Origin of the sequence: Methylophaga muralis (genome assembly GCF_001720165.1) — a bacterium.
In the GTDB taxonomy this organism is placed as follows: domain Bacteria; phylum Pseudomonadota; class Gammaproteobacteria; order Nitrosococcales; family Methylophagaceae; genus Methylophaga; species Methylophaga muralis.
The window spans coordinates 1-17,276 of the sequence record NZ_MCRI01000012.1 but is presented as its reverse complement, the minus strand read 5'-3'; the positions used below and the strand labels follow the sequence as shown (position 1 = coordinate 17,276).

The following is a 17,276-nucleotide window of genomic DNA, read 5'->3' as shown; positions in this document are numbered from 1 at the left end:
TACTGTTCGCCGATCACTTATCACCACGTTCCCAGACGTAAATCGTCGCGGGTTCAGGTTCCCATACCTTGGCATTCTCAATACCAGGTAAAGTGGTCAGCGCTTGATATTCAGATGCCATGGCAACGTAGTCATCGGTTTCAGCAATCACCGCTGGTTTGCAGGCAATCGGATCACGCACCACGGCAAAGCCATTTTTTGTGCCGATGGTGAAGGTGTAAAAACCATCCAGATCCTGCAGTGCATGCTCCAAAGCCTGATTCAGACTGTCACCCTGTTGCAGGCGATAGGTCATATAGCCCGCTGCGACTTCAGTGTCATTGTCCGTATCAAAGTGAATGCCTTCGCGTTTTAATTCAGCACGCAGACGGTTGTGGTTGGATAACGAACCGTTATGTACCAGACACAAATCCATGCCGGTTGAGAACGGATGGCTACCGGCCATCGTGACAGCAGATTCTGTTGCCATACGGGTATGGCCGATAATGTGACTGCCTTTCATCTGACCCAGTTTGAACATCTCAACGATGTTTTCTGGCAGACCGACTTCTTTCAAAATCTCAATGGATTTACCGGCACTCATCACCATGACGTCATGAGCATTCTCATGCAAATAGGCGATGGCATCGTCGGCATCAGCCATCAGCTTCAATACGGCGACTTTGCTGTTTTGAAACCAGTCGACTTTGGTCGAAAATGCGGTTTCCAGACGTTTAGCCAGCCCAGCCCAATCATAATTTTCATCTTCATGACGCAGCGTTAATTTGACAGAGTCATCCGCTACTTCATCACCATAAATCGCAAAACCAGCACTATCAGGACCGCGCTCAGTCATCGCGATCAGCATGGGAACAAACAATTGTCCCAGTTGGCTTTCCAGCGACTCGTTTTTTAAATATAGGCCGACTATTCCACACATAATTAATACCTCTTCAATAACTGCTTGATAAACCGATTAGAAAAACTCGGCGTAGCGTTTGCGTTCCCAATCGGATACATGACGTGAATATTCAATCCACTCCATGCGTTTTACTTTGATAAATTCATCGACGATTTCTGAGCCCATTTTTTCTCTGAGCACACTGTTGGCGGCCAAAGCATCCAATGCTTCGTTGAGGTTTTGTGGTAACACCCCGATGCCTTTTTCTTTCAATTCAGCTTCACTTAAATCGTATAAATTGATGTTGTGTGGCGCGCCTGGATCCAATTCGCGTTCAACACCGTCCATACCGGCAGCAATCAATGCGGCATGCACTAAATATGGATTACAGCTGGAATCCGGTAAGCGGAATTCAAGACGGCCATACGGAATACGCACCATCGCCGAACGGTTGTTATCGCCGTAACAGATATAAGCTGGTGCCCAAGTCGCACCGGAAGCGGCTCCGCCAACTACCAGACGTTTGTAGGAATTCACAATCGGCGCAGCAAAGGCACATAAAGAATCCGCGTGATGCAGCAAGCCACCGATAAAGTGATAAGCCATTTTTGACAGGCCCATGCCATTGACATCGCTGTCATCGTTAAAAAGGTTTTTGCCATCTTTGTCAGTGATCGACAGATGGAAGTGCATGCCATTACCGGTACGATCGGAGAATGGTTTTGGCATAAACGAACAAACCATATCCATACCGTTGGCAATTTCACCTGCCGCCATGCGTACAAAGGTAAAGCGGTCAGCCGAGGTCAACGCATCGCTGTAGGTATAGTTGATTTCAAACTGGCCGTTAGCATCTTCATGGTCGATTTGATAAACATCAAAATCCACCTGTTGCAGTGAATCGACCAGTGATTCGAGAAAGTTTCTTGAACGGGATAAACCTTTGTAGTCGTAGCAAGGTTTATCCAGCAAATCGCTCTCATCGACAGGTAGTAACGCGCCATCTGGACCACGATTAAATAAGGAAAATTCCGGTTCCAGACCGGTATTTAAGGTCCAGCCGTTATCCGCCAGCATGCTCAGTTGTTTTTTCAACACCACACGGCTGTCGTAAGGATGTGGTTTACCATTAACATGACCATCGCAGACAATGCGGGCATAACCCGGCTGCCACGGCACAATCGATAAAGTGCTCAAATCACCACGAGCCAGAAAGTCAGGGCCATGTGGTTCCATGCCCAAACCCCACACTGCAAACCCGGCAAAGCCTGCGCCTTTTTCCACGACATCTTGCAGACAACTGGCCGGCACAGATTTGGTTTTGGCGACCCCGTGAATGTCTACAAACTGGGCCAGCACATATTTGATGTTATTGGTTTCGAGAAACTGTTTTGCTTCTGCTAACGATTTCATAAGCCTTTCCTTAATGTTGAGATCTGCAATCGGTTAAATCTTTGGATAAAAGTGATGCAATCCCACGCTCCGCCGCCTGCCTGTTCAATAATGCTCAGCAAGGTCTTCCACAGATAAGGTCCGTAAGTTCCATCACACCAGAGTCGATAGATGCGCTCTCCATTAAGCGTTTGGCTCAGCAACGTTGCTGACACCCCTGCAATGACTGTCATGACCAGGTGGTTTTCTGTTGCCAGTTCGGCCACCAGATCGATTTCACAAATTTCTGCAAATAATGGTTGGATATGGTTTCCGGTCAATATGAAAGCCGCGTCGTTGCGACTGACTTTGTGCACGCCCTCTGCAGATGAGAGCTCACTGACCGATGGTTTAACGTTGGTAGTTTGGTCTTCAATTAAAAATTCACTGTTACCCAGTCGCATCACCAGACGATCTGCTTCGAAAAGCCATTGATTCGCATCGGCTGGCAAAGCAATGCCTTGTTGTTGCAAGTAACTGGCGGCTTGTTTTCCTTTTATGCTGACTCGTTCAAACGCACTGACATCGCAGATAGCCAAGACTTCAACACGTTGTGATTCAATAGCTTCATCAGCAAACCTTACTGCCGTCAGCATGCCGTTAACCTCAGCCATTTGCGGGTTTTGGCTAGCCTGAGCGAAGGCGATTGGGCTTTTTAATAGGGTCGATTTCATCAGTAAGCTTTCCTATGCACTTTTGGCCAGTTCAGTGGGTGACTGAATCACGGTGGCGGCAATCAAATCCCCGGCATCATTACGAATCTCAAACCGGCTGCCGGTTTGGCGTTTTTCCGGTGGCACAAAGGCAATACCAATCACTCTCTTCAAATAAGGGCTGTAGGCAATACTGGTAATACGTCCTGCGATATCGCCGTTATCAATCACCAAGTTGCATTCGTTGGGTAGGTCACCAGCAAAATCGCTATCCAACACAAAATTCACCAGCGTTTTATTCAGTGGTTTTTTGGCGATAATTTTTAAGCTGCGTTGACCGGTAAAAAAGGCTTTATCCATGGCGATCAATGGCTCAGCATGTGCTTCAAACGGATTGGTTAATCCATCAGTGTCATGCCCAATCAGATGATGTCCCATTTCCAGTCTGAGCAAACGCTGAGCATCGGTGCCATAAGCCATCAGGCCAAATAACGCACCGGCTTGCATCAATTGATTCCAGACGTATAAACCTGCAGCGGCTGGCAGATGAATCTCAAAAGCCTGTTCAGCGACGAAGGCCACACGCAGCAACAGACATTCAACATCTGCCACCTTGGTTTCCACCACACTCCCCGTTGGGAAAGCGTTAGCAGATAAATCCACTGTAGTTAATTGTGACAAAATATCTGCCGACGCCGGACCTGCAATGGTCATGGCTGCTTTAACCCCAGTCAGATTGGCTAACGACACCGACAAACCGCTGATTTGTACTTCACGTTGTAACTGGCGATATACCATTGCGGAATTGGTGGTGCTGGTGGTCAGATAAAAACGATCTTCTGCCAGTCGGCAAGCCAGACCGTCATCGACCATCACCCCCGCTTCATCGAGCAGCATGGCGATGCGGTATTGACCAACTTTCTGCTTGGCGAATTTGCCGGTGTAAACCCGTTCAAGAAACGCTGCCGCGTCTGGACCATAGACTTCGATCTTGCCCAAGGTGCTGTTATCAATCATTCCGGCTTTAGTGCGAACGGCCATGGCTTCCTGTTGCATTGCCTGTTGTGCCGTCAGCTGACTTCCCGCTGGCAGATAATAGGACGGACGCATCCACAAACCGGCAGCGGTCATTATTCCGCCATTTTCAATGTGCCATTCATGGATCGCGGTATAACGATGTGGATGAAATCCACGACCGCCCAAGTGGCCTATTGGCGTTGGATGAAAAAAGGGTCTGGCAGTTGTCGTGCCGATTTTCTCTACCGGCAAATCACGAATCCGCGCCAGGATGCGAATCGCATTCATATTGGAATGTTTGCCCTGGCTCGGGCCCATGCCAACTGTGGTGAAACGTTTCATCAACTCAATGTTGTCAAAACCTTCTTTGGCGGCATTGATAAAGTCTTTAACCTGAATGTCTTCATCAAAATCGACAAAGTTTTTGCCTTTCGGATGATTGACCACCGGATAAGCATGGCTAGGTGAAATGCCCTGATGTTGTTTTACTTCAACAGTGGCAACCGATTTACCCAAATAATTCAACGCTTCAGCAGCGGCACGTTGTCCATCCAACTGACGTTGGTCTAGTTCAAATATGCCATTGACCTTACCGGCAGCAAACACGCCTTCCGGCAGTTCTGCTGGCACAAACTGTTGCACCGTATTATCAAAGCGCATTTTGGTGCCCGCTTGATATAACAATGCAGCAGCAGGCGCCCAACCGGCACTCATTGCCACGCCATCACATTTAAGACGGATTTTATTTTTGGTATCAGCTTCTGCCATCAACTCGTCGTAAGGACAGATAACCACTTCCGAAACACCCAGTTTTTGTTTGGAAGCAATGACTTCATAAACGCAGCTGGCTTTATGCACAGCGACCTGTTTGCTTTTAAGCTCAGTCACCAATGGCGAGCTACTGCCTTCGCGGCGCATATCAATCACTGCCAGCACATCCACACCGGCCGCCAGTAAATCCAATGCTGTGCGATAACCGTAATCGTTGGCTGTAACTACCACACCTTTATCAAATGGTTTGACGGCATAACGATAGATTAAGCGCTGTGCAGCAGAACCCATCATCACCCCGGGTAAATCATTATTACGAAATACTGGCGGTTGTTCGAAAGCACCACTGGCCACAATCAGTGCTTTGGCACGAACTTTAGTGATACCAGTAGTTTCGACGATCGGTACTAGATGATCGGCGTAATAACCTGCGGCATAGGCGTTGGTGATTAGGCGAATTTTGCTATAGCTTTCAACAGCACTGAGTAATGTTGTTAATTGGCTAACTGAATCAGTAGCCATGTCATAAGTCAGGCTGCCACCAGCTTTGGCATTTTCATCAACAATAATGACTGACAAACCTTGCTCAGCCACACTGATTGCAGCTGACAGTCCGGCAATACCAGCACCAATGATCAACACATCGCAATGTGCATGCTGTTTAGGTTTAGGAATTCTCGGGTAATTAAAGTTCACCTCACCCAAACCAGCCGCTTTACGGATCTTGTCTTCCCAAAATGGGAAAAACCGGCGTGGCGTATGAAATGCTTTGTAATAAAAGCCGACTGGTAATAACGGCGAAATTTTATCGATAAACTGGCTTCTGTCTTTTATTACACCGCCAGTGGTATTCACCGCTGTCAGCTGCATATCGGCTTGCACCGGCCATACATCAGCACGGATATTGGTATCTATACCATCGGTCATCAACGCGTTTACGTCATGATTTGCCAGCGTCAGAATGCCGCGGGCCCGGTGATATTTGAAACTGCGTCCTAAAACCTTGATGCCATTGGCCCATAGAGCACTACTAATGGTGTCGCCTTCAAAGGCAGTAACTTGCTGGCCTTCGTAGCTGAAGCTAAAAGGCTTATCGCGCTGGATCCATTCAGTCGATTGCGTCGTTAATCTTGAACTCATACAGCAACCTCCCGTTTAGGGAACAGATAGGTGCGGCTGACTTTGTCGGTAATCGTATTACGTTCTGCTATAAACCAAGTGCCACTGGGCATGTGATACCACCATTCTTTTTTATAACCAGGCGCGCCACTGCGGTAATGCACATAGGCTGCCCACTGTTGATCGGTGCAACTATCTGGATCAGGCATGGTGCGAAATTCACCGCCATAGCTGAATTCGCTCAGAGGTCTGATTCCATTAACAGGACATTGCAGTAATTTCATTGCGATACTCTCGTTTAATGGCCGACTGAAGCGGCACCTTTTTCACCGGTCAATTCGTAGTCTTCGAAACGCGACAAACGAAATGACTTAATTAAATCTGGCGCCATATCCTTGGCAATGGTCTCTGCCATGGTTTTGCCACTGATTGGCGTGGCTTTGAAACCCCAGGTTCCCCAGCCGGCATCCAGATAGAAACCTTCTATCGGTGTTTTGCCCATGATGGGTGCGAAGTCTGGCGTTAAATCTGCCATCCCCGCCCATTGGCGAACCACTTTGACGTTGGAAAGAAACGGAAACATATCGGTGATATGCGAGGTCAGCCCTTCCACAAAATCCAGCGATGAACGTGTTGAGTGCATTTCATATGGATCTAAAGATGAGCCCATAACCAACTCGCCACGTGAAGACTGACTGACATAAACGTGCAGACTGCCTGATACCAAAATGGTATCGAGCCAAGGTTTCATTGGCTCAGTTACACAGGCTTGTAATGGATGAATGACGATTGGTGTTTGTAAATCCACCATCTGAGTAATACGTGGCGTGAAACCAGCTACCGCTGACAGGACTTTGTTAGTGCTGATATAACCATTATTGGTTTGAACGCCGCAGACCTTGCCGCCTTTGACGTCAATACGGGTAACTTCGGTATTCTGGAATATTTCTACCCCAAGCTGATCGGCACCGCGGGCATAACCCCATGCCACACCATCATGTCGAGCAACTGAACCCGGAGCGTGATAAAGCGCGCCTAAAATAGGGGCTTGACCGCTGCAGGAGATATCTAATTGCGGGCAGGCTTTGGAGATTTCTTCTGGGCCAACCACATAACTTTCGACACCAACATGTTTATTGACCTCAGCCCGCCAGCGCATGGTGCGCATTGCTGATTCGGTATGAGCCAGAGTGAAATGTCCACGATTGGAATAAAACAGATTCAGATCCAGCTCTTCGGACAAACCTTCGTAAATTTTTACGCTGGCGTCGTAAAACTTAACGCCTTCCGGAGTCAGATAGTTGGAACGGATAATCGTCGTGTTACGTCCAGTATTTCCGCCACCGATATAGCCTTTTTCTAATACCGCTACATTGGTAATGCCGTAATCTTTGGCCAGGTAATAAGCAGCCGCCAAGCCGTGTCCACCCCCGCCGATGATAACGACGTCATAGGTTTTCTTAGGCTCTACGCAGTCACGGAAAAAGCGTGGTGCCGGGTGTTCCCGACTAATTGCGTATTTCAACAAACGTAACGGCATGAATCATCCTCTTGCTGTTTTGCCATCCCATCTACTACCAAGGGAGTAGTTTTCTCTACCACCTTTTAAGTAAACTTTATTTCACCTCGTGAAACTTTAGCTCTATTTACGCATTTGTGTTTTTGACTGTCAATAGTTTTGTTAAACTTTGTTTCACTATATGAATCAAATAGCGCAGAACAAAATAAAATTTCGTGTATGATCAAGGCACTGTGTGGCGAACAAGGAAATCTATGTGAACGATAAAACTGAATTAACTGGAATGGAGTCCGCGCCGAAATTGCTGGATAAGCATCTTGGCAACACATTGCGGCACTTACGTTTAGAGAATGGACTTACCATTGCCGAAGTCGCCGAACGGGCTGCGTTAAGTCGTGGCATGTTGAGCAAAATTGAAAACGGCTTAACCTCCCCTAGTCTGGAAAAGCTCGAACATTTAGCCAATGCGCTAGGGGTCACACTGTCAAAACTATTTCATGATTACGACACGCCAAAAGGCGGTGCTCAATATGTCAAACATGGTGAAGGTATGGAAGTGGTCAGACGCGGCACTAAATGCGGCCACACTTATCATCTGCTGGCCTATGATCAAGGTCCGAAAAAGCTGTTTGAACCGTTTTTAATCACTTTGGAAGAACAAGGTGAAATCTTTGCACCGTTTGAACATCCCGGCACTGAATTTATTTACATGCTGGAAGGCCGATTGGAATACACCGTTGGCGATGAGCTCTATGTATTGGAACCGGGAGATTCTTTGACCTTTAATGCCGAGCAACCACATCGTCCAGAAAATATTCTGCAAATGCCGATTCGTTATCTAGCAATAATTTATTACGACAGTCTGGATAGTACGACGGACATTGAGTTATAAAAAAAACCGGGGACATGCCCCGGTTCTCAAGTTTTCTAGTCAACAGCTTTTAACCAATCTCAATTAACACTTCACCCGGCGTAACCCGATCACCTTTAGTGACATGAATCGCTTTGACCTCACCGGCAATATTGGCCAGTAACTCTGATTCCATTTTCATCGCTTCAATAATCATCGTTGATTGACCGGAATTTACTTTATCGCCAACGTTGACCAACACTTCAACGACATTGCCTGGTAGAGGTGTGGTGATATGACCAGGATCGCTAGCTTTTTTACGGCCTTGTTGAGCACCATCTGAAACGAATTCGCTGATGGTTTCGAATATAACTTCTTCCGGCATACCATCAACAGATATGTACATTTTGCGTTTACCGCCGCCAACATCACCGACACCAGTAATAGCAACATCATAAGTTTCACCATGAACATCGACTTTAAACTCAGTCGAAACGGTGCCTGGAGCTTTGCCTTTGCTCTCTGGAATCAACGGTTCTGGTTGCAAAGTGCCATCCAGACGTTGTTGCAGAAATTCACGACCAATGTCCGGGAACATGGCAAAGGTTAATACATCTTCTTCGCAAGTCGCCAAATCACCAATCTTGGCGCGCAATTTTTCCATTTCCGGTGCAATAGAATCTGCTGGACGAGATTCCATCACCGTTTCATTCCCAATAGCTTTACGTTGCAGTTCAACATTAATCGGTGCCGGAGGCTGGCCGTAACCACCCAACAGATAACGTTTTACTTCATTGGTGATGGTTTTATAACGCTCACCACTCAATACGTTATATACCGCCTGAGTACCGACGATTTGTGAGGTTGGCGTGACTAATGGTGGAAAGCCCAAATCTTCACGAACTCGAGGGATCTCAGCAAACACTTCACGAATACGATCTAAGGCATTCTGCTCTTTAAGCTGATTGGCCAGATTAGACATCATGCCACCGGGCACCTGATTGATTTGGACTGACACATCTTCGCGGGTGAATTCGCTTTCAAACTGATGATATTTTTTACGAACTTCACGGAAATAATCGGCAATTTCACCCAGTAAATTCAAATCCAGACCGGTATCCCATTCAGTGCCTTTTAACGCCGCGACCTGACTTTCAGTGGCCGGATGACTGGTGCCGCCAGCAAACGCTGATATCGCGGTATCAATCCGGTCAACACCCGCTTCAATGGCTTTTAACTGACACAGCGGTGCCAAACCTGAAGTGGAATGACTATGAATCACCAATGGCAAATCCACAGCTGATTTAATCGCTTTGACCAACTCATAGGTAGGATACGGTGCCAAGAGACCTGCCATATCTTTGATTGCAATGGAGTCGGCGCCCATATCACGAAGGGTTTTGGCCTGTTCGACAAATAACTCAGGCGTATGTACTGGGCTGGTGGTGTAGCTGATGGTGCCCTGTGCATGTTTACCAGCATCTTTCACCGCTTTTAAAGCGGTTTCCAAATTTCGCATATCATTTAATGCATCAAACACCCGGAACACATCAATACCATTTTCAGCGGCTTTGGCAACAAACGCCTGTACCACATCATCGGCATAATGCCGATAACCCAACAGGTTTTGTCCACGTAACAGCATTTGCAGACGCGTGTTAGGTAACATACCGCGCAATAACCGCAGGCGCTGCCAGGGATCTTCTTTCAGATAACGTACGCAGGCATCAAATGTCGCCCCGCCCCACACTTCCAATGACCAGTAACCAACTCGATCCAGCTTTTCACAGATCGGCAACATGTCATCAGTACGCATACGGGTGGCAATCAATGATTGATGTGCATCACGCAGCGTCACATCAGTAACTTGAATTTGTTTCATTACAATTCTCCGGCTAACTTGTTTACCAGCCTGCATGCGCGGCGATGGCGGTAGCCAATACCAGTGCCAATGCGGTGGGATGACGTTTATCTGAATAGGTCAGTAATTCGGGATGGGCAGCAACAAAGCTGGTATCAAATTTTCCTGCTCTGAAATCAGGATGTTTGAGGATTTGTTGGTAATAGCTGGCCGTAGTTTTAATGCCATGTAACCGCATATCATCCAGAGCACGACGGCCACGATCGACCGCATCTTCCCAATCCAAAGCCCAGACCACCAGCTTCAAACACATTGAGTCAAAATAAGGCGGAATTTCATAACCGGTATAAATCGCGGTATCGACTCGAACACCTGGGCCACCCGGTGCATAGTAATGGGTGATTCGACCAAAGCTGGGCAGGAAATCATTTTTCGGATCTTCGGCATTAATCCGGAACTGCAAAGCAAACCCACGGTAATGAATATCTTCCTGACGGTATCTTAAGGTTTCACCGGCCGCGATGCGTAATTGTTCGCGAACGATATCAATACCGGTGATCTGTTCGGTAATGGTGTGTTCAACCTGAATTCGGGTATTCATTTCCATGAAATACACCTGATTGCCGGTCAGCAGGAATTCAACGGTTCCGGCATTTTCATAACCCACCGCTTCAGTCGCTTTTACTGCCAGCCCACCGATATAGTTTCGCTGTTCCGGGGTGAGTTGTGGGCTTGGGGCGATTTCAATCAACTTCTGGTTACGCCGTTGAATGGAACAATCACGTTCGTATAGATGCACCACATTGCCATGACTGTCAGCCAATACCTGCACTTCGATATGCCGTGGGTTAACGATACATTTTTCCATAAACACTTCAGCGGAGCCAAAGGCTTTGGTCGCTTCGGAAATAACCCGGGGAAATTGTTGTTTGAGTTCAGCAGGCGTATCACAACGGCGAATGCCTCGACCGCCGCCACCGGAAGTGGCTTTGATCATGATGGGGTAACCAATCTCTTCGGCAACCGTTAATGCTTCTTCAATGTTTTCGAGGTTACCGTCTGAGCCAGGGGTAATGGGAACACCAGCTTTTCGCATACTATCGCGAGCAGCGGTTTTATCACCCATTTTTTCAATGACAGAGGCTTTAGGGCCAATAAAGATAATGCCGTTTTGTTCGCAAAGACGGGCGAACTTGGCATTTTCAGAGAGGAAACCATAACCGGGATGAATGGCATCACAGCCTGTTTCTACCGCCAAATTCACCAGACGAACTGGGTCTAGGTAACCTTCAAGCGGGTTTTCACCCAGGGAATAGGATTCATCGGCACGCTTAACATGCAAGGCATAGCGATCCGGTTCGGTATAAATAGCCACTGAACGAATACCCATTTCCGAGCAAGCTCGGACAATTCGTACAGCAATCTCACCACGATTAGCGATCAGGATTTTTTTTAACATAGCTCAGCCTCGGCCAAATTTGTGGGCAAAGCGTAAAACAAAATACTGATAAACAAAAATCAATTAAATATAATTCATCGATAAGTTAAAACTTATCAATCCCCCAATAGGTGCAAGATCATGGCGCTCAGCTTCAACAATTATTATCCCGGCTGTCTTTCAGACAAATGCAGGTATTTCAAGCGGTCTATCAATACAAAGGTTACCGCAAAGCCGCGGAACACCTTGGCCTGACGCAACCTGCGGTGAGCTCCCAAATGCGTCATTTGGAAAATGCTCTTGAGCAACCATTATTCGAATATATAGGCCGCCAACTGTATTGCACTGAAGCCGGTGAACGAGTGGCAAGTTTTATCGAAAGGCTATTCGGGCAGATGAGTGAGTTACAAACCGAATTGAATTTGTTGCGCGAAGCGCTTTCGGGTGATTTAAAGCTCTGTGTTGTTACTTCTGCTCAGTCGGTATTGCCCTTTTTATTGAGCAGTTTTCTCGAAGAGTTTCCAGCGGTTAATGTGCAGATTGAGGTGGTCAATCGGGCCCAGGCATTGGATCGATTAAAACTGAATGTGGATGATTTGGTGATAATGGCCATGGTACCGGAGGGGCGGTCGTTAAGCACATTGCCGTTTTTAGACAATGAGTTAATTCCAGTTTTAAACATTCACCATGCTTTAAATAGTCGGGAGATGATTTCCGAAAAACTTTTTTTTGCTGAACCGATGCTAATAAGAGAGAACGGTTCCGGTACACGATTTGCCTTAGAGCAACACTGTCAGCAACACCGACTACAGCTCAATCCGGTTATGGAATTTGGCTCAAATGAAGGTATCAAACATGCTGTGATGGCAGGCCTTGGCGTCGCTGTTTTGCCGAAATTAACGGTATTGGCTGAATTACAAACCGGTAAATTGAAAACCCTATCAATACAAGATTTTCCTATTCGTCGTACCTGGTGTCTGGTTCATCCAATGGGTAAATATCCATCTCGCGTTGCCCAGGCATTTATTGACCATGTTTATGCCAGACTTGAAAAAATTCATGCGCATTTTCGTGACGTTTAGACATCTCGTAATTGACAAGGAAGATCACCTCAATCACATTCTCTTAATAAACACTTAAAGTTGGTATTTATATACTTAAAATACGAGATAAGGTTCTCGTTCATATAAGAATATTCTGGGCACACAAAGGAGAGTGAAATGATTAATGACAACAGCGAACGCTATGGTTCTATCACGCGGTTTTTTCATTGGGTTATGGCAGTATTAGTGCTGCAGCAGTTTTTTAAATTCGCCGATCGTATTAATGAGGGAGAACATTGGTTGGGTGACACATTCGGACCCTGGCATGTTTCTATCGGTGCCGTAATCCTTATTCTGGCTGTTGTACGATTACTATGGGCGTTGAAACAAAAACCGCAACGACCAATTAATCCGGGATTTGACGGCGTGATTGCTAAAATCGCTCATCGGTTAATGTATTTCTCTATGCTTATCATGCCGTTTCTGGGAGCATTGTATATTCACGGTAAAGGTTATCCAGTAAAAGTGTTCGGCTATGAACTTATTGGCCAACCTGCTGATGAAGTTCCTTGGGCTCTTGCTCTCGGTGAATGGCACTCTCCTTTTGCATTTCTACTGATATTTCTGGTGATCGCCCATATTGCAGGGGCTTTGTATCATCACTTTATCCAGAAAGATACTGTATTAAAACGCATGATTGGTTAATACTAAAACCACAAAAAAAAGCCTTGCAGGATGAACCTGCAAGGCTTTCAGTTTGGTCAATTAAATCTTAAAGCTGGCTTAACTGTTCTCCAATTTTGCCAGCCAATTCTGCATCATTTTCTTCATTGGCCATTTGCTCGGCACGTTCAAATGACTGGCGAGCTTCTGCAGGCATTTTTAACGCGACGTATAAACGTCCCAGATGATAATGGAATAATGCTATAGCATCATTGCTTGAGGCCGCTCTTTCTAAAGCGGGTCTGGCATCTTCATAATTACCCAGTTTGTAATTCACCCAACCAAATGTGTCGGCAAAATAAGGCTGTTCAGAATCACGAAAACGGCTTGATAATACCAGCGCTCGTTGCAAATTCTCTGGTGATTCAAACTGATCGGAGAGCAAGCTGGAAAGATTGTTTGCAGCAACATCTATTGAAGGATCACGTGCAATAACTTCTTCATATAACCGACGTGCTTGTTCAAACTCTTTTTTGGACTCATGGGTAGAGGCTAACTGCATAGCTAACTGATTGTCTTCAGGTGTTTTTGCCAGCCCTTCTTCAAAAGCTGCGATTGCTGCATCCGGTTCACTATTCAGATAATGCAGGTTAGCTTTCAAACTGTATCCCGCTGTCCATTCATCATCATTTGCCAAAGCACGATCAATGGTGGCAATGGCTTCTGGTAAATTATCTTCCGTACGATAAAAGTCTGCCAACACCAGATAACCATTGGTCAACTCAGGGTACTGGGCAATATGATCATTCAGAAAAGTTACAATTTCTTCTTTCTGATCTTGTTGATAATAAATAGCCATCATTTGTTGCAATGCTCTAGTGAGATTTGGATCTATCTTCAGTGCAGCCTCATATTCAGCAATGGCTAAAGTATTATCATTCAAACCTTGATACATTTGGGCGGTCAACAAATGAGTTAATGCAGAGCTATCCGCTAAACCATCCAGCGCTTGCTGAGTTCCAGCCCAGTCACGTTTTAGAATCCGAATTTGGGCCAACGCCTGTAATAGGTTCTCGTTGCCGGCATTACCATCTAATGCTCTGACTAAAACCTGTTCGGTACGGTCTAAATCATTGCCTCGCATTAATACGCTAGCAACAGATAATGCGGCCTGTGCATTTGTCGGGTTAACCGATAATGCCTGACGGAAACTATTTTCAGCCAACTCAGAAGAGCCAGTTAATGCATAAGCTTGAGCTAATAACACCATTGCTTCATCAAGCTCAGCATTATTTCGGATCAAAACCCTTAAATTGCTGATAGCTGGATCTATTTGTTCGTTTCTCAATTGCAACTTAGCTTTTAATAATAATGCTTGTTCATGCTCAGAAGAGACAGCCAAAATATCATTTACCATAGTTTCAGCTTCTTCGAACTGGCCTTCCTGAGCTTTAATTCCAGCAATACTTGCTCTGGCACGCAAACCTATTTCGCTGGTTGGCTCAGAGGCAATAATTGCTTCCAGCTCAGAAATCATCAGATCTTGCTTACCTTGAATGCTGAGCATTTCAATTTTGGCAAAACGTAATTCCTGATTGTCTGGTTTAGCCGCAATAAACTCATCCAGTTTAGTCATCGCTAAGTCTGGGTCACGGCTATTAATCAAGGCAACTAATAACATGATGGTTTCTGCATCATCTGGATTATTGGCAACATAATCCTCAAGTACCTTTTTGGAATCGTCATAGCGATTCATTGAATCGTTAAGTAATTTAGCCAAAGAGACGGCAACCCAACTCTCATTTGGGTATTCTGGCAATAATTCGCGATATAGCGATTCCATAGCTGCGTAATCGTTGAGCTCCTGATAAACACTGAGCTTAATCATTTTTAATGGCATGGCATCCGGATGAATTGCTAAAGCTTCATCTGCAGCATCGAGAGCTTTACGAGTCTGACCACTATTTTTAAACAACATGACTCTAGCCGTCAGTGCTTCCATATGCTTTGGATCAATAGCAAGGACACGATTGATCTCTGATTCAGCCATGCCAAAATTTTCCTGCTTGATAAGCGTGGTCGCTTTCAACAAAATGGCATCGGTATTTTCTGGTTCCAAAGACAAAGCTTTTTCAGCTCTTTTCATGGCTTCATCTAACTGACCGGAAACCACGTGCAACTGACCAAGTTTGATAATTGCTGGAACATGGTTCGGATTTAAAGACTCAACTGTTACCAGGTTGGAGTACATGCCTTTCCATTTTTGGCCTTTTTCATCGATTAATGCCAACTGGTAATAACCTTCAGCTTCTAATGGATTAATTTGTAGGGCATTTCTGAATTCCAACCGAGCTTTGTCAAACTCGCCCTGCTCCATCAGATCTTTACCACTTTCAATGAAACGTGCTGATGAGTCCTCGGCTGAACCACACCCCGAAATCATTGCGACTACAACTGCAGCCAATACTGTACGTTTAAAGTTTTTCATATCCATATTCCTGACTATTCTGGGATGTAACGGTTTAATTCTGGTGATGTATGTTGCATTAATGACTGGATTCTAGCATCAGCGTTTTGATGGCTTTCTCCCGGTATAATAGGCGTTACATAACGAACCAAAGCACCATCCGTTCTGTTTTCCAATAACGCATCTTTAAATAGATACCACTTATTGGTGTATTCATTGGCAATCTGTCTGCCACGACCTTGGAACCAGTAATACACTAACTGTTCCTGATCACCATTTTTGATTATCACTCGGTTAATTGGCTGACCATCAACTTGTGTACGGTTGAACTCAGAAATTTCCCATCCCCCACCTGGTATACATACCCGCGGTGAATGTGGTGATTGGCCTTTACGTTGTGATTCATAATACGCCACATAAACGTTAACAATATTGCGATCGATACTAGTGTAGTTAGCAAATAGATAATCTGTCATACCCAGTTTATCGACAACCCGATCATCAAGCTTGTCATGCTGACCGATCCAATCAGGAAATTGCAGCGGAAAACTGATTAGATCTTCATGAGGAGGGGCTTCCTCGACACGACTATCGACAAACTTAGTTGAAATTAACGCAATCAAAAGAATTATGATGAAAACAAAAAACGGACCATACGTATAGGATTTATTAGAATCTCTAAACATATTGTTAGCAGAAGCATGATCTACCACGCCGAATAATTGTGATAATGACTTACGACTTGGAGCAATTTTTTCCAGTAATACGACTAACAAAAAAAGCATGGCAGCACAGGCCATGAAAATTATCCAGCCCTCGAAGTCGTGCAGAAAACCCTCCGCCATCGAGATGCCCCAATTGTCGACCATCACACCTATAACGCCGATACGGAAGCTGTTCATGAAGATGGTGATGGGGATAGTCATCAAAAAGACTGTGGCGCGTTTCCAAAATGCTGCCTGGTAAAAATATGCAGCGATAAAGCCAAGACTCATTAATGGGAACAAATAACGTAAACCACTACAGGCTTCTACTACCTGAAGCTGGTAAACACCCAAATCAATAATATTTCCTTCTAGAAATACCGGGATTTGGAACAACCGAATAACCTGAACTCCCAACCAAGAAGAAAACAATTGGAGTTTCGCTGTAAGAACAACTTCAACAACATAGGGTAACGGAATGGCAAACAGCAATAACAGTATTGGGGCTAGAGTATATTTTGTTGCTCGACCAACATATATCATTGATAAACCAAGCAACATCAAAACAAATGAGTATTGGATAAGCAGATATAAAGCGCTAATTTCACCGACAATAAAAATGATGACCGCAATAACACTGACAAGCACACCGGTCCACATTGGCGGCCCTTTTGTCGCGTTAATTAAATGTCGTTTTTCCCACAAGATAAAAATTGTCACCAATGGTATTAAAAAACCATGGCTATATTCTTCTTGATTACTCCAACGATTAACCGCTTCTGCTAAACCAGCCCAATATGCAATAATCGCAATGGTGAGCGCCAGGATAAACATCCCTGCCATCTTAATATTTAACAACC

Annotated in this window: 13 protein-coding genes; 3 read left to right on the top strand and 10 right to left on the bottom strand. The window is 45.4% G+C overall.

Annotated elements, in window-relative coordinates:
- Nucleotides 1-13 precede the first annotated feature (13 nt).
- Genes A9E74_RS06730 through A9E74_RS06705 form a run of 6 tightly spaced genes read right to left on the bottom strand, consistent with a single transcriptional unit; the run spans nucleotide 14 to nucleotide 7,411 of the window.
- Complete coding sequence (locus tag A9E74_RS06730) at nucleotides 14-919, bottom strand: class II glutamine amidotransferase (RefSeq protein WP_069295875.1); 906 nt, start codon at nucleotides 917-919, stop codon at nucleotides 14-16.
- Between the two features lie 36 nt (nucleotides 920-955).
- Complete coding sequence (gene glnT / locus A9E74_RS06725) at nucleotides 956-2,293, bottom strand: type III glutamate--ammonia ligase (protein ID WP_069295874.1); 1,338 nt, start codon at nucleotides 2,291-2,293, stop codon at nucleotides 956-958.
- A complete protein-coding gene (locus A9E74_RS06720; RefSeq protein WP_069295873.1) occupies nucleotides 2,290-2,985 on the bottom strand; it encodes a hypothetical protein in 696 nt (231 codons plus the stop codon). The genes glnT and A9E74_RS06720 overlap by 4 nt, the downstream gene beginning before the upstream one ends.
- 12 nt (nucleotides 2,986-2,997) lie before the next feature.
- Nucleotides 2,998-5,892 (bottom strand): 2Fe-2S iron-sulfur cluster-binding protein, encoded by a 2,895-nt coding sequence (locus tag A9E74_RS06715; protein WP_069295872.1) that lies wholly within the window; start codon nucleotides 5,890-5,892, stop codon nucleotides 2,998-3,000.
- Nucleotides 5,889-6,155, bottom strand: a complete 267-nt coding sequence (locus A9E74_RS06710; RefSeq protein ID WP_069295871.1) for a sarcosine oxidase subunit delta — start codon at nucleotides 6,153-6,155, stop codon at nucleotides 5,889-5,891. The genes A9E74_RS06715 and A9E74_RS06710 overlap by 4 nt, the downstream gene beginning before the upstream one ends.
- A 14-nt stretch (nucleotides 6,156-6,169) precedes the next feature.
- Nucleotides 6,170-7,411 carry an FAD-dependent oxidoreductase gene (locus A9E74_RS06705; protein WP_069295870.1) on the bottom strand — a complete coding sequence of 414 codons (1,242 nt, stop codon included), beginning with the start codon at nucleotides 7,409-7,411 and terminating at the stop codon, nucleotides 6,170-6,172.
- 235 nt (nucleotides 7,412-7,646) lie between these two features.
- Here A9E74_RS06705 and A9E74_RS06700 point away from each other — a divergent pair, with 235 nt between their 5' ends.
- Nucleotides 7,647-8,282: a helix-turn-helix domain-containing protein gene (locus A9E74_RS06700; protein WP_245652087.1), complete on the top strand. Its 636-nt coding sequence runs from the start codon at nucleotides 7,647-7,649 to the stop codon at nucleotides 8,280-8,282.
- Between the two features lie 49 nt (nucleotides 8,283-8,331).
- Here the strand turns inward: A9E74_RS06700 and oadA are convergent, their stop codons facing one another.
- The gene (gene oadA / locus A9E74_RS06695) at nucleotides 8,332-10,122 is read right to left on the bottom strand and encodes a sodium-extruding oxaloacetate decarboxylase subunit alpha (protein ID WP_069295869.1); all 1,791 of its coding nucleotides are present in this window, start codon (nucleotides 10,120-10,122) and stop codon (nucleotides 8,332-8,334) included.
- Nucleotides 10,123-10,144: 22 nt separating this feature from the next.
- Nucleotides 10,145-11,560 (bottom strand): acetyl-CoA carboxylase biotin carboxylase subunit, encoded by a 1,416-nt coding sequence (locus A9E74_RS06690; protein ID WP_069295868.1) that lies wholly within the window; start codon nucleotides 11,558-11,560, stop codon nucleotides 10,145-10,147.
- A 167-nt stretch (nucleotides 11,561-11,727) separates the two neighbouring features.
- Here A9E74_RS06690 and A9E74_RS06685 point away from each other — a divergent pair, with 167 nt between their 5' ends.
- On the top strand, nucleotides 11,728-12,621 hold the full coding sequence (locus tag A9E74_RS06685; protein WP_069295932.1) for a LysR family transcriptional regulator: 894 nt from the start codon (nucleotides 11,728-11,730) through the stop codon (nucleotides 12,619-12,621).
- A gap of 138 nt (nucleotides 12,622-12,759) precedes the next feature.
- Nucleotides 12,760-13,287: a cytochrome b gene (locus tag A9E74_RS06680; RefSeq protein ID WP_069295867.1), complete on the top strand. Its 528-nt coding sequence runs from the start codon at nucleotides 12,760-12,762 to the stop codon at nucleotides 13,285-13,287.
- Nucleotides 13,288-13,354: 67 nt separating this feature from the next.
- Here A9E74_RS06680 and A9E74_RS06675 read toward each other — a convergent pair whose 3' ends face one another.
- Both A9E74_RS06675 and xrtD read right to left on the bottom strand, forming a co-directional pair.
- A complete protein-coding gene (locus tag A9E74_RS06675) occupies nucleotides 13,355-15,733 on the bottom strand; it encodes a tetratricopeptide repeat protein (RefSeq protein WP_069295866.1) in 2,379 nt (792 codons plus the stop codon).
- A gap of 14 nt (nucleotides 15,734-15,747) precedes the next feature.
- A partial coding sequence (gene xrtD / locus A9E74_RS06670; RefSeq protein ID WP_342670167.1) for a VPLPA-CTERM-specific exosortase XrtD occupies nucleotides 15,748-17,276 on the bottom strand: 1,529 nt, incomplete at its 5' end.